Source organism: Microbacterium sp. Root61, assembly GCF_001427525.1.
Taxonomy (GTDB): domain Bacteria; phylum Actinomycetota; class Actinomycetes; order Actinomycetales; family Microbacteriaceae; genus Microbacterium.
On the sequence record NZ_LMGU01000001.1, the window covers coordinates 1494882 to 1507701 of the forward strand.

Genomic DNA, 12820 nt, shown 5'->3' on the forward strand with positions numbered 1-12820 from the left:
CCTCAGCGGCGCCCGTTACCGAACAGCCCGCGGATCACGCCGTTGAGGATCGTCTGGGTCGACTTGGACCCGAGCACCTGCTCGATCGCGGACTTCTGCGGCTTGGACGTGGTCCGGCTCGTGCCCGAGGTCTTCTTCAGCAGCCGGTCGTATTCGGCCTGCGCCTTCTTGTCGGCCGCGGCCTGCGCCTTGTCCATCGCCGCCTGCTGCTTGGCGAACTCGGCATCCGCCTTCGCCTTCGCGAGCGCCGCATCCTCGGCGGCGGCCGCTTCATTGGCGGCGTTCATGCGGGCCGTGAGGATCTCGCGTGCGGACTCGCGGTCGATCGCGGTGCCGTAGCGGGCGAGCAGCGGCGAGGCGTTGATCGCCGCGACGATCTGCGGGTCGGGGGTCGGCGACATCAGCCCGAGCGGTGCGCGGAGGCGGGTCCACGCGACCGGCGTCGGGGCTCCCTTCTCGCTCATCACTGTGACGATCGCCTCGCCGGTGCCGAGCTCCTGCAGCACGCGCTCCAAGTCGTAGCCCGACTTCGGGTAGGTGCCGACGGTCGCGCGCAGCGCCTTGGCGTCGTCGGGCGTGAACGCCCGCAGCGCGTGCTGCACACGCGAGCCCAGCTGCGCGAGCACGTCGGACGGGACGTCCTTCGGCGTCTGCGTCACGAAGAACACGCCGACGCCCTTGGACCGGATGAGCCGCACGGTCTGCACGATCGCGGCGGTGAAGTCCTTCGACGCGTCCTTGAACAGCAGGTGCGCCTCGTCGAAGAAGAACACCAGCTTCGGCTTGTCGAGGTCGCCGACCTCGGGGAGGATCTCGAACAGCTCGGCGAGCAGATACATCAGGAACGTCGAGAACAACGCCGGCTTGTCGATGACGCCCGGTACCTCGAGCAGACTGATCACGCCGCGGCCGTCCGGCGCGAGCCGGATGAAGTCGTTCACGTCGAACTCGGGCTCGCCGAAGAACACGTCGGCGCCGTCGTCAGCGAACGTGATCAGTTCGCGCAGGATGACGCCCGCGGTCGCCGACGACAGACCACCCAGGTTCTTCAGCTCCGCCTTGCCCTCGTCGCTGGTCAGGTAGCTCAGCACCGCGCGCAGGTCGGACAGATCCACGAGTGCCAGCCCGTTTGCGTCGGCGTAGTGGAACACAAGCCCGAGGCTGGACTCCTGCGTCTCGTTCAGACCGAGGACCTTGCTCAGCAGCAGCGGCCCGAACCCGCTCACGGTGGCACGCACGGGCACGCCCTTGCCGATGCCGCCGAGGGCGAAGTACTCCGTGACGGATGCCTCGGGCTTCCAGTCCTGCCCGATCGCCTGGGTGCGCGTCAGGAGCTTGTCGTTCGCCTCGCCGGGGGTCGCGACACCGGAGAGGTCGCCCTTGATGTCGGCGGCGAACACGGGGACGCCCTTGGCCGCGAGCTGCTCGGCCAGGCCCTGCAGCGTGCGGGTCTTGCCGGTGCCGGTCGCGCCGGCGACGAGGCCGTGGCGGTTCATCATGCCCAGCGGGATGCGCACCTGCGCCTCGGGCACCGGATCGCCGTTGACCAGAGCGCCGAGGTCGAGTGTCGCGGCATCGAACGTGTACCCGCGCACGATCGCCTGGACCTCGTCGGCGTTGAGCGGGGCATCGGCGGCGGGCTGGGCGGCAGGCTTCGTCGCGGCGGTCACGATGTCAGCAGCCGCGGCGGTCACGACCTCCGGCTCGACCTGCGCTGGGGCGGGCGCTTCCACCGGCGAGGCGGCCGGAGCGACGTCGCCCGGGGTCGCGGCAGGAACCACCGGAGCCGCTGCCACGCGCGCCTTGGCTGCCTCGGCCTCTGCGGCTGCCAGCGCCGCCTGCGCCTGCGCAGCCTTCAGCTGGGCTTCGGCGGCGGCCGCCTCGGCACGGAGTCGAGCCAGTTCTGCTTCCGCGGCGGCGACAGCGGGGTCTGTGGACGCGGAAGCCGTGGGGTCACTCATGCGCTCAGCCTAGCGACGGGCCCGAAGTCTCAGCATCCTGTCGTCGCGCGGATTCCGCGACCAGCGGTCCTCGGAACGGGGCGAACACCAGAAGTGCGGCCGAAGCGCCCAGCAAGGCGCCGCCGACGGTGTCGCTGAGCCAGTGCGCACCGAGATAGGTGCGTGAGAAGGCCATCAGCATCACCCATGCGGCTCCGGCCACGCCCACCCACACCCGCGGGAACAGGATGAACAGCACCACGGCGATCGTCGCCGCGTTGGCGACGTGCCCGGAGGGGAACGAGCCGAAGTCCGAGACGACGATGATGTCGTCGGGCCGGGCACGCCCGAACAGATGCTTGAGCAGTTGGACGAGTCCGGCGGAGACGATCTCGGCGGCGAGGAAGTACACCGCGCCCCACGGTCTGCGGGCGATGAGAAGGCAGCCCGAGATCAAGATGGGCGCGCCGAAGACTCCGAACCAGCCCCCGCCGAGCCAGTTCATCGCATATGAGATCCACAGCAGGAATCCGTGCCGGGCTTGGACGAGCAGGTCGTTCCACCACACATCGATCGCGAAGGGGGCGTTCGAGCCGTAGAGGAAGATCGTCGCGCCCAGCACCATACCCGCCAGCAGCAGCCCTGCACCCCACCACAGCGCTGTCGAGGTACGGAGGCCGATCGGTCGGGCAGACGAGGTCGCGGACATGCGCCCATTGTGACAGGCACGCCCACGGGTGCAGCCGACGGGCAGAATGAACGCATGTCAACGGCCGTCGATGTACTCAGGAGTGTCCTCGCTCCCCTCACCCGTACGCAGCTCTTCCGTCGATTCGCGCCGAGTGTGCTCCCTCCGATCGAGCGACTGATCGCGGCCGTCACCGGGCGCCGTGTGCAGCTCAGCGCCCTGCTGGTCCCCTCCCTCGTGCTGCACACGATCGGGGCGAAGTCCGGCGAGCAGCGCGATGCACCGCTGATGTACACCCCCGACGGGCAGGGCCGCGCCATCGTGGCGGGGACCAACTTCGCCGGGACACGGCATCCGGCGTGGACGAGCAATCTGCTCGCTCATCCCGATGTGTCGATCACGGTGCGCGGCAAGACCATGCCGGTGCACGCATATGCCATCCCGGAGGAGGAGCGCGACGCCGCCTGGGCGCGGATCGAAGCGCAATGGCCGGGGTACCGCGCGTACGAGCGAGAGTCCGGGCGCACCGTCCGCCTGTTCCGGCTGCAGCCGGTGCGCGAGGCCTCTCCGAGCTGACCCGTCGCACCGCATCGGTGGTGCGGATGCGGTTCGGATCCACGGCATGATGGGCGGATGACCCGTGCCAACGACGTCCTCCGCGCAGCGGTCGCGCCGCTCACCCGCACCCGCTGGTGGCGCGCTCTGGCCACCACCGCGCTGCCCCCGATCGAGCGTTTCGTCAGCCGCGTGTCCGGTGGGCGCGTGCAGCTGACCGCGTTCCTGGTCCCCTCCCTCGTGCTCCACACGTTCGGCGCGAAGTCCGGCGAGCCGCGGGATGCGCCGCTCATGTACACGGCCGACGGCTCCGGTCGTGCGATCGTCGCGGGGACGAACTGGGCCGGGGCGAAGCATCCCGCCTGGACGGCCAATCTGCTCGCGTACCCGGACGCCGAGATCACGGTGCGCGGTCGCCGCATGGCCGTGCACGCCACCCTCATCCCCGACGAAGAGCGGGAAGCCGTGTGGGCGATCATGGAGGCCCAATGGCCGGACTACCGGGAGTACGAGCGCGACTCCGGTCGGACCGTCCGCATCTTCCGTCTGCAGCCGGTGCGACGCAAAGCCTGACGCAGCCTCTGCTATCGGCGGCTGGCAGGATGTCGGCATGCCCAGTTCTTTGATCGAGGTTCGTCGCACCTACTCGCAGCAGGAGCAGGTCGCTCTGATGGATGCGGTGCACGGGGCGCTCGTCGTTGCGTTCAAGATCCCGGAGGAAGACCGATTCATCCGAGTGCTCTCCTACGAGCCTCACGCGATGGTGAATGGCCTCGCGGCGGGACGAGCGGACAGCTACATGCGCGTCACGATCGACTGTTTCTCGGGACGCTCGATTGAGGCCAAGCGGAACCTGTACCGAGAGATCGTAGAGCGCCTCGAACTGCTCGACATTCCGCGAGAGAACGTGTCGATACTCCTTCGCGAGAGCGTGCCCGAGAACTGGTGTGCCGGCGGGCGCGCAGCCAGCGACTACGACCTCGGCTTCGATATCACGGTGTGATCGCCGGTGCGGGCTCCTCACCGCCCGCCACCGCGTCGGAGATAACAGCTCCGTCGGACCGAATCGCCGAGGTCGGATCCGACGTTGTGGCTATCTCCGACCTCGTGGTGGCGCCCCGACACGCGCCCGTTGTGGCTATCTCCGACCTCGCGGTGGCGCCCCGACACGCGCCCGACGTGGCTATCTCCGACCTCGCGGTGATGCCCCGGGCCCGACCCGCGCATACCGCCGCACCAAAACTCGCGGTCGACCTCTGGCCCTACGCCGAGAGGAGGCCGATCGTGCGCGGCCGCACGATCGCCCACAATGCGACGACGCCGATCGCGGCGCAGCCGATCATGACCACGGCCATCGTCGAGGCGGTGATGCCGGCATCCCGCGCGATCCAGCCGACGATCGGTGAGATGAGTCCGGCGATGCCGAAGTTCGTCGCACCGATGAGCGACGCGGCGGTTCCGGCGGCCTTGCCGTGGCGGTCCAGCGCCAGCACCTGCACGCAGGGGAAGGTGAAGCCGCAGGCCGTCATGAAGACGAACAGCGGGATCATGACACCCCACAGCCCGGCGCCGAGCTGATCGAACACGAGGATCGCGATCGACGAGACCAGCAGGACGGCGGTCGAGAAGGCCATCACCCACTGCGGACCGAACCGCGCCGCGAGGCGCGAGGCAGCCTGCACGCCGATCACGACGCCGAGGGAGTTGACGGCGAAGAGCAGGCCGTACTCCTGCGCGTTGAAGTCGAAGGTGGTCTGGAACAAGAACGACGAGCTCGACAGGTAGGAGAACAGGCCGCTGAAGGTCATGCCGCCGATGACGAGCACGCCGATGAACACACGGTCCGACAGCACGCTCCTGTACCGCTGCCACACCGTGGTGCTGCCGCGCTCACCGCGGCGGGCCTTGGGCAGCGTCTCGGGGACGAGGAAGATCGCGCACACGAGCATGATGGCGCCGTAGGCGGCGAGGAACACGAAGATGCCCCGCCACGGCATCACGGCCAGCAGTGCAGCCCCGATCAGCGGTGCGACCACGGGTGCGACGCCGGAGACCAGCGCGAGCCTGGACAGCATCACGACGAGCCGCCGCCCGCCGAACAGGTCGCGCACGATCGCCATGGCCACGACACCGCCCGCCGCTGCGCCCACACCCATCAGCACACGCGCGATGCCGAGCGTGAGCAGGGTCGGGGCGAGAGCAGCACCGACGCTGGCCAGCACGTGCAGTGCGGTCACCGACAGGAGCGGGATGCGGCGGCCGACCTTATCGCTCAGCGGTCCGACGACCAGCTGCCCGAGCGCGAAACCGAGCATCGTGCCGGTCAGCGTCAGCTGGATCATCGCGGCCGTCGTCTGGAAGTCCTCCTCCAGCACCGGGAAGGCCGGCAGATAGAGGTCGACGGTGAACGGGCCCAGTGCCGTCAGCGCACCTAGCAGGATGATGTAGACGACGCGGCGGCCGGTCGAGAGCGAATCGCCGGGGTGCAGCATGATCGGCGCGGTCGCCGGATTCGGACCGAGCGTGCGGATGGCGCCGGTCGTGCTCGAGGTCGTGCGGATCGACCCGGTGGCCGTGCGGGTTGCGTCGGGATCGGGGATGACGGGGATGGACGAGGTATCGAGCACGAGAGGCATCACTTCAGTGGCGGGCGGAATGACGGGGCACGGAAGAAGTCCGGGCGCGGCGCCACAGGAGTTTGAGCGTCGAAGATCGAATCGATTCGACATTCCATGATATCGGACCACCACCACCGATCGCGACCTCTCTCACCCGGCCGGTGAGCACAAGTCCTGGGTGGCTTCACAGCCTCCCTACCCATGCGGGCGAATAGGCTGGAACCGCGCACGGGAGTGGCCGGTGCGCCACCCGAAGCCCGCGAGCGAACAGCCGAGATCACGCACATGACCCCGACACCTTCCCAGCGCAACAGCGGCAACCCCGCCACCCAGGCGCAGATCAACCAGACCGTCAAGCAGCAGCGCGAGCAGAAGCGCCAGGAGAAGCTGGCCGAGTACCAGAAGCACCTCGCCAAGCGTCGCCGCAGCAAGATCGTCTGGTGGTCAGTCGGCTCCACGGCAGCGGTCGTGATCGTCGCGCTGGTCGCGGCATCCTTCATCTTCGCTCCGCAGCCCGCCCCCAAGTACACCGCGGGCAGCGACGGCGCCGACATCGAGGGCGTCGCCGTCTACGAGAACACCACGACGCACGTCGAGGGATCAGTCGCCTACCCGCAGAGCCCGCCCACCGGCGGACCGCACAACGCCGTCTGGCTCAACTGCGGCATCTACACCGAGCCCCAGCAGAACGAGAACGCGGTCCACTCGCTCGAACACGGCGCGGTGTGGATCACCTACGACGCCAGCCTGGTCAAGGGCGACGAACTGGACGCGCTGCGGGCCGAGCTCCCCTCGACCTACGTCGTGCTCTCTCCCTACGAGGGCCTGGACTCCCCGATCGTGCTGAGCAGCTGGAACCACCAGCTCAAGGTCGACTCCGCCGACGACGCCCGCATCCCGCAGTTCCTCGAAGAGTACTGGCGCAGCCAGGACGTGCCTGAGCCGACCGCGGCGTGCACCGGCGCGCTTGACGGTCCCGGCAAGCTCTGACACTGATGAGCGAGCCGACTACGCCCGCTCCGCCGCGTCGTCGCTGGCTGACGGTGGCGCTGGCGTGCCTTGCGGTGGCGGCGGTCGCGTTCGCGATCGGCCGGTTCACGACGTTCGGCTCGGGCGAGGCCGCCGCCGTGCCGAACGCGGCCGACGCCGGATTCGCCCGCGATATGCAGGTGCACCACGCCCAAGCCGTCGAGATGGCGATGATCGCCTACCGTGCCACGGAGGACCCCGACCTGCGCACCCTCGCCTACGACATCGCGACCGGCCAGGCCGGCCAGCGGGGCGAGATGTTCGACTGGCTCGTGCAGTGGGGGCTCCCGCAGGCGGGTGCGCCGCTGATGTCGTGGATGATCGGCGACGACGGGCATGCGGGCCACGGATCCTCCGATGCTCCCGCCACGGACGCCGAGCTGCACGCCGCAATGGGGATGGCGACGGATGCCGAGCTCACGACGCTGAAGGCAGCCACCGGCGCGGCGGGCGACTGCCAGTTCCTCACCCTGATGATCCGTCACCACGAGGGCGCGATCGAGATGGTCGACGCCGTGCTCGAGCTGGGGTCGCAGCCCCGCGTGCTGCAGGTCGCCGCGAGCATGAAGGAATCCCAGGGCGCGGAGATCGACGCGATGCGCGCCATGAGCGAGCGCCTCGGCTGTACGCCGTAGTCGACGGCGCGAGGCACCGGCCGCCCACTACAGTGGGGGCGTGACCACCGAGACCGAGGCTCCGCTGCGGCGACCGGTGATCGTGACGATCGCCGTGGTGCTGCTGTACGTGTCGGGGCTCCTGAACATCGTCGTGGGCGTCCTCGTTCTCCTGAGCCGCTACCAGGTCGCCGAGTCCGAGGTCCTGGGGGTCTCCCTGCTCGGCGCGGCGATCACCCTGTTCGGCCTGCTGACCATCGGCATCGCGTCTGCGATCGCCCGGGGCAGCCGCCTCGCCCGCTTGTTCGTCACCCTGTACATCGCCGTGCAGATCGCCCTGCACGTCGCCACCATCGTCGTGAGCGACGTGTGGGACTGGACCGAGATCGTGCAGATCGTCGCCGAGCTGGTCGTCGTCATCGCGCTGTGGACACCGCCCGGTACCCGTTACTTCCGTCGCCCACCGGCTCCGGTCGCCACTGTCTGATTCCGACTCCGCGCGGCGCGGGACGTCATGTCCTTCGCGACCACGCGTCGGTGCACGAAGCGCACGATCTCGATCGCCCCGATCGTCAGAGGCGTGACGACGGCGACGAGGTACGCGGCATCCTCCCCCGGGTCCACGAGCTGGAAGAACGTAGTCAGGAACGGGATGGTGAACACGCCCACGAGCCCGAGGAACATCGTCCCGATCACCGCGCCCTTGAATCGGGTGATCGGACGGGAGAGCACGGTGAGCACCCAGATGCCGACGATCGCGAGGATGATCGTGGAGCCGGTGCGCAGCTGCGGCTCCTCGACACCGAGGGCCATCGCCCCACGGGTGTAGAGGGTCAGCGAGATGGCGATGATGATGCCGGCGGGAATCGCGAACGTCAGCGAGCGCCGGAGGAATCCCGGCACGTAGCGCTGCGTGTTCGGCATCAACGCCAGGAAGAACGCCGGGATGCCGATGGTCAGGCCGTCGGTGATCGAGAGCTGGCGCGGCAGGAACGGGAACTCCATCACCATCACGCCGAACAGGATCGCCAGCCCGGTGGCGTAGGCGGTCTTGGTCAGGAACAGCATCGAGACGCGCTCGATGTTGGCGATCACCTGCCTCCCCTCGGCCACGACGTCGGGCAGGTGCGAGAACTGGCCGTCCAGCAGGACGAGACGCGCGACGGCCTTGGTCGCGGCGGCACCGGAGTTCATGGCGATCCCGATGTCGGCGGTCTTGATCGCCAGTGCGTCGTTGACGCCGTCGCCGGTCATCGCCACCGTATGCCCGCGCGATTGCAGCGCCACCACCATCCGCCGCTTCTGGTCGGGCGTGACGCGACCGAAGACCATGTGCTGCTCGAGCACGTCGGCGAGCTCGGCGTCATCCTCCGGCAGCGTGCGGGCGTCGTAGCCCTCCGCGACATCGAGCCCGACCTCGCGCGCGATGGCGGCGACCGTGCGCGGGTTGTCGCCCGAGATGATCCGGATGCCGACATCCTGGCGTCCGAAGTACTCCAGGGTCTGCCGCGCATCCGGCCGCACCCGCTCACGGAAGGTGAGCACCGCGACGGGCACGAGACCGGCCGGAAGTCGCTCCTCCTCCACGTCCGCTGCGCTCAGCGGCACGGGCGAATGACCGAGTACCAGGGTGCGGCGGCCCGACGAGGCGAGTCGGGTCACGACACCGCCGAGGGAGGATGCCGGGTCTGTCGCGGCATCCCCGAACACCATCTCCGGGGCGCCCAGCACCCAGGTGCCTGCGGAAACGTCGTCAAAGGAGACCGCGTTCCACTTTCGCGCGGACGAGAACGGAATGGTGTCGGCGACTGTCAGTGGAGCGGACACCGGGTAAGGCGTTTGCAGGCAGCGCGCGGTGGCGTTCGCGTCCGGGGCCGCGCCGTACCAGGCGAGCACCGCCTCCCAACCGGGAGTCGGATCGGCCAGCGGGTGCGCAGCGTCGAACTCGATGTCGCCCGCGGTCAGTGTGCCGGTCTTGTCCAGGCAGATGATGTCGACGCGGGCGAGCCCCTCGACGGCGGGGAGCTCGTTGACCAGCACCTGACGGGCGGCGAGCTTCGATGCCCCGACGGCGAAGGCGATCGAGCACATCAGCACGAGGCCGAGCGGGATCATGGCGGTGACCGACGCGATCGTGTTGACGACGGCCTGCACCCAGGTGCCGGTCTCCCATGCCACGACATACCCGCCGGCGACCATCACCTGGGCGTTGAACACCAGCAGCCCGATGGGACCGATGCCCCAGCCGACCCACTTCAGGACCCGGTTGACGGAGGTGCGCAGCTCGCTCGAGACGAGGGAGAAGCGCTTGGCCTCGTCGGCGAACTTGTTCGCGTACGAGTCGGCGCCGACCCGCACGACCTGCGCGTCACCCTCGCCCGCGACGACCACCGAGCCGGACAGCGCCTCGTCGCCGGGGTGCTTGTCGACGGCATCCGATTCGCCGGTCAGCATCGACTCGTCGATCTGGAGGCCGCGCGCGTTCACGATGCGGGCGTCAGCGGAGACCTGGTCGCCCGCGCGGAGCACGAGGATGTCGTCGAGCACCACCTCGTTCGGGTGCGGCTCCGACTCGACGCCGTCTCGCCGCACGCGCGCCAGCGGGGCGTTCAGCAGGGCGAGACGATCCAGCGCAGCCTTGGCGCGGAACTCCTGCACGCACCCGATGATCGCGTTTGCGAACGCCGCCAGGCCGAAGAGGGCGTCCTGCCACCGCCCGAGGAGGAACAGCACGAAGAAGCACGCGAAGACGATCCCGTTGAACAGGGTGAACACGTTGGCGCGGACGATGTTCCACGCGCTGCGGCTGGAATCAGCCTTGTAGGCGTTCGTGCGGCCCGCAGCGACGCGGTCCTGGACCTCCGGCGCGGTGAGCCCGACGGCCGCGTCCACGAAGGCGGCCGGGGCGGCGACAGGCGTGACAGCGGAGGAAGCGGCATCCATTCGTTCACCCTAGCGAGGGCCGCGAAATGGCGAGTGGCGCATGTCCCCCCGAACATGCGCCACTCGACCGGTCTGTGGCCCGATCAGCCCTTGGTCGCGCCCGCGGTCAGACCGCGGACGAAGAACCGCTGCAGCGCGAAGAACACGATCAGCGGGATCAGGATCGAGATGAATGTGCCCGCGGACTGCAGGAACCACTGGTTCCCCCAGGTGCCCGAGAGCGAGTTCAACGACTGCATGATGGGCAACGACGTGGATGGCGCGAATATCGTCGCGACGAGCAGGTCGTTCCACACCCAGATGAACTCGAGCGTCGCGAACGCGGCGAGTGCCGGCGTGGCCAGCGGCAGAATGATCCGGAAGAAGATCTGCCCGTGACCGGCGCCGTCCACGCGCGCCGCCTCGATCACCTCGCTCGGGATCTCCGCGATGAAGTTGTGCAGCAGGAACACCGCGAGCGGCAGCGAGAAGATCGTGTGAGCGATCCACACGGTCGCGAAGCTGTGATCGATGTCGCGCAGTTCCAGCCCTGGGAAGATGCTCACGCCGTTGATCGTGAGACCACGCGAGAACAGGCTCAGCAACGGAACGAGCGCCATCTGCAGCGGGATGATCTGCAGCGCGAAGACCGCGACGAACGCCACGCTCTTGCCCTTGAAGTCGATCCACGCGAACGCGTACGCGAGGAGGGACGCGACGGCGAGCGAGAAGAAGACCACCGGGACCGTGATCCCGAGGGTGTTCAGCAGCGACTCCCCCAGTGTCAGCGCGGTACCGCCCGCGGTCAGTGCCGCCGAGTAGTTGCCGAGGGTGAACTCCGGGTCGGTGAAGACCGTCCACCAGCCGGTCGACTGCGAATCGGCGCCGGGACGGAACGACGTGACGAACAGACCGAACGTCGGGATCGTCCAGAAGAAGGCGATGATGATCGCGGCGATCGTCGCGCCGCGCGAAGTGAGACGCTTCTGTGCCGTCTTCTCGTGCTTGCGGGTGTCGCGGGCGACCTGCCGGGCGGATCGTGAATCGACGATCGGCTCGATTACCTCGATGGTCATCGGACCTCCCTCTGCTTTCTGATCTGACGCACGTTGAACACGATGAGCGGGACGACGAAGAGGAACAGGACGACGGCCAGGGCGGCCGAGTGGCCGTAGCTCTGGAACCGCTGCTGCTGATTGACCATCTCGAAGGCCAGCACCGTGGTGTTGGCTCGACCGCCGGTCATCACGGCGACGATGTCGTACACCTTCAAGGCGCCGATCGCGATCGTCGTGATCGTCACGACGATGGAGGTCTGGATGCCGGGGACGGTGACGTTGCGGAAGCGCTGCCAGGCGTTCGCCCCGTCGAGGGCGGCCGCCTCCATCCGCTCCGGCGGCACCGCCTTGATGGCCGCGGAGAGAATGACCATCGCCAAACCGGTCTGGCTCCAGATGAACACCACCATGAGCAGCAGGCTGTTGATGAGCGGCTGTGCGTCCAGCCATGCCACCGGCTCGCCGCCGAAGAACATCACGACCGCGTTGAGCAGGCCGATCTGGTCGCCCTGCCGGTAGTCGTAGACGAACTTCCAGATGATGCCGGCACCGACGAACGAGATGGCGAACGGCATGAAGATCAGGATCTTCAGCGTCCGCTCGCCGCGCGCACGGTCGATGAACACGGCGTACGCGAGGCCGACCGCGGTGGCGAACGCCGGAGCGATCAGCACCCAGATGAGGGTGTTGATGACCGACCAGAAGCCCTCGGGGTTGGTGAAGACCCACGCATAGTTCTCGAGTCCGACGAAAGTTGCCCCGGTCTTGTCGAAGAACGACTGGAAGAGCGTCATGATCGCCGGGTAGATGAGTCCGACCAGCAGCAGGATCGTGGCCGGTGCGGTGAACAGCACCAGCTGGAAGAGGTAGCCGGCGCCCTCACGGGAACGGTAGTCGGCGTAGAACAGCACGCCGCCCAGCAGGATCGCGATCGCCAGGACGTAGAGAACCGCGTTCTGGTAGGGCCGCAGCAGCATGAACGCGAGGATCGGAATCACGAAGCAGGCGGCGAGGCGCAGCCAGAAATAGCCGCGACCGGCCCGCGGCGCGTACTCGATGAGCAGGAGCAGGAGCCCCACGACCACGGCGAACACGAGCAGCACGATCGGGATCTGGACGATCGGCCCCATGTTGCCGATCCACTGGAAGAAGCTGTTGAACGAGAATCCGAGCGAGACGGGCTTCGCGCCTTCGACGGGCGGCCGTGTCACCAGGAAGATCGCCAGTGCCACGACCAGGATCAGTCCGATCGTGACGACCAGCCTCGTGGTCCGGACCGACCATCCCTTGCGGAGGGCACGCTTCCGGTCTTCCTCCGCGTGGGCGGCGACGGCTTCCTTGGTTTGGGTGTCAGACATCAGTGCCCTTCCGAGTACGTCTGTGGACTCTGGGAACA

At 68.2% G+C, this 12820-nt stretch carries 12 protein-coding genes; 6 read left to right on the plus strand and 6 right to left on the minus strand.

The window, feature by feature from the left end:
- Window positions 1–2: 2 nt before the first annotated feature.
- Complete coding sequence (locus ASD65_RS07275; protein WP_056220499.1) at window positions 3–1961, minus strand: helicase HerA-like domain-containing protein; 1959 nt, start codon at window positions 1959–1961, stop codon at window positions 3–5.
- A 4-nt stretch (window positions 1962–1965) separates the two neighbouring features.
- Window positions 1966–2649, minus strand: a complete 684-nt coding sequence (locus tag ASD65_RS07280; protein ID WP_082561613.1) for a phosphatase PAP2 family protein — start codon at window positions 2647–2649, stop codon at window positions 1966–1968.
- A 54-nt stretch (window positions 2650–2703) separates the two neighbouring features.
- Between ASD65_RS07280 and ASD65_RS07285 the strand changes: the two genes are divergently transcribed.
- From ASD65_RS07285 to ASD65_RS07295, 3 genes are read left to right on the plus strand one after another with little or no spacing between them, the layout of a single operon-like run.
- Window positions 2704–3204, plus strand: coding sequence for a nitroreductase family deazaflavin-dependent oxidoreductase (locus ASD65_RS07285; RefSeq protein ID WP_056220502.1), 501 nt, complete (start codon window positions 2704–2706; stop codon window positions 3202–3204).
- 57 nt (window positions 3205–3261) lie between these two features.
- Window positions 3262–3756 (plus strand): nitroreductase family deazaflavin-dependent oxidoreductase, encoded by a 495-nt coding sequence (locus ASD65_RS07290; RefSeq protein WP_056220504.1) that lies wholly within the window; start codon window positions 3262–3264, stop codon window positions 3754–3756.
- A 37-nt stretch (window positions 3757–3793) separates the two neighbouring features.
- On the plus strand, window positions 3794–4186 hold the full coding sequence (locus tag ASD65_RS07295; protein ID WP_056220507.1) for a tautomerase family protein: 393 nt from the start codon (window positions 3794–3796) through the stop codon (window positions 4184–4186).
- A gap of 259 nt (window positions 4187–4445) precedes the next feature.
- Here ASD65_RS07295 and ASD65_RS07300 read toward each other — a convergent pair whose 3' ends face one another.
- Window positions 4446–5810 (minus strand): multidrug effflux MFS transporter, encoded by a 1365-nt coding sequence (locus ASD65_RS07300; RefSeq protein WP_442922449.1) that lies wholly within the window; start codon window positions 5808–5810, stop codon window positions 4446–4448.
- A gap of 276 nt (window positions 5811–6086) precedes the next feature.
- On the opposite strand from ASD65_RS07300, the gene ASD65_RS07305 reads away from it, so the two are divergent.
- The 3 genes from ASD65_RS07305 to ASD65_RS07315 are packed head-to-tail and all read left to right on the plus strand — an operon-like array spanning window position 6087 to window position 7931.
- Window positions 6087–6791: a DUF3105 domain-containing protein gene (locus tag ASD65_RS07305; protein WP_056224598.1), complete on the plus strand. Its 705-nt coding sequence runs from the start codon at window positions 6087–6089 to the stop codon at window positions 6789–6791.
- Between the two features lie 5 nt (window positions 6792–6796).
- Window positions 6797–7465 (plus strand): DUF305 domain-containing protein, encoded by a 669-nt coding sequence (locus tag ASD65_RS07310; protein WP_056220510.1) that lies wholly within the window; start codon window positions 6797–6799, stop codon window positions 7463–7465.
- Between the two features lie 40 nt (window positions 7466–7505).
- On the plus strand, window positions 7506–7931 hold the full coding sequence (locus ASD65_RS07315) for a hypothetical protein (RefSeq protein ID WP_056220514.1): 426 nt from the start codon (window positions 7506–7508) through the stop codon (window positions 7929–7931).
- On the opposite strand, the gene ASD65_RS07320 is transcribed toward ASD65_RS07315, so the two are convergent.
- From ASD65_RS07320 to ASD65_RS07330, 3 genes are all read right to left on the minus strand, one after another.
- Complete coding sequence (locus tag ASD65_RS07320; protein ID WP_056220517.1) at window positions 7892–10387, minus strand: HAD-IC family P-type ATPase; 2496 nt, start codon at window positions 10385–10387, stop codon at window positions 7892–7894. The genes ASD65_RS07315 and ASD65_RS07320 overlap by 40 nt on opposite strands.
- Window positions 10388–10470: 83 nt before the next feature.
- Complete coding sequence (locus tag ASD65_RS07325) at window positions 10471–11442, minus strand: carbohydrate ABC transporter permease (protein WP_056220520.1); 972 nt, start codon at window positions 11440–11442, stop codon at window positions 10471–10473.
- The gene (locus ASD65_RS07330) at window positions 11439–12782 is read right to left on the minus strand and encodes a carbohydrate ABC transporter permease (protein ID WP_056220525.1); all 1344 of its coding nucleotides are present in this window, start codon (window positions 12780–12782) and stop codon (window positions 11439–11441) included. The genes ASD65_RS07325 and ASD65_RS07330 overlap by 4 nt, the downstream gene beginning before the upstream one ends.
- Between the last annotated feature and the right edge of the window lie 38 nt (window positions 12783–12820).

Excerpts from the sequence above, each read along its gene's own strand:
- ASD65_RS07280 (WP_082561613.1), bottom strand. The coding sequence starts at position 2,649 with ATGTCCGCGACCTCGTCTGCCCGACCGATCGGCCTCCGTACCTCGACA.
- ASD65_RS07330 (WP_056220525.1), bottom strand. The coding sequence starts at position 12,782 with ATGTCTGACACCCAAACCAAGGAAGCCGTCGCCGCCCACGCGGAGGAA.
- ASD65_RS07320 (WP_056220517.1), bottom strand. The coding sequence starts at position 10,387 with ATGGATGCCGCTTCCTCCGCTGTCACGCCTGTCGCCGCCCCGGCCGCC.
- ASD65_RS07305 (WP_056224598.1), top strand. The coding sequence starts at position 6,087 with ATGACCCCGACACCTTCCCAGCGCAACAGCGGCAACCCCGCCACCCAG.
- ASD65_RS07295 (WP_056220507.1), top strand. The coding sequence starts at position 3,794 with ATGCCCAGTTCTTTGATCGAGGTTCGTCGCACCTACTCGCAGCAGGAG.
- ASD65_RS07290 (WP_056220504.1), top strand. The coding sequence starts at position 3,262 with ATGACCCGTGCCAACGACGTCCTCCGCGCAGCGGTCGCGCCGCTCACC.
- ASD65_RS07310 (WP_056220510.1), top strand. The coding sequence starts at position 6,797 with ATGAGCGAGCCGACTACGCCCGCTCCGCCGCGTCGTCGCTGGCTGACG.
- ASD65_RS07275 (WP_056220499.1), bottom strand. The coding sequence starts at position 1,961 with ATGAGTGACCCCACGGCTTCCGCGTCCACAGACCCCGCTGTCGCCGCC.
- ASD65_RS07325 (WP_056220520.1), bottom strand. The coding sequence starts at position 11,442 with ATGACCATCGAGGTAATCGAGCCGATCGTCGATTCACGATCCGCCCGG.
- ASD65_RS07285 (WP_056220502.1), top strand. The coding sequence starts at position 2,704 with ATGTCAACGGCCGTCGATGTACTCAGGAGTGTCCTCGCTCCCCTCACC.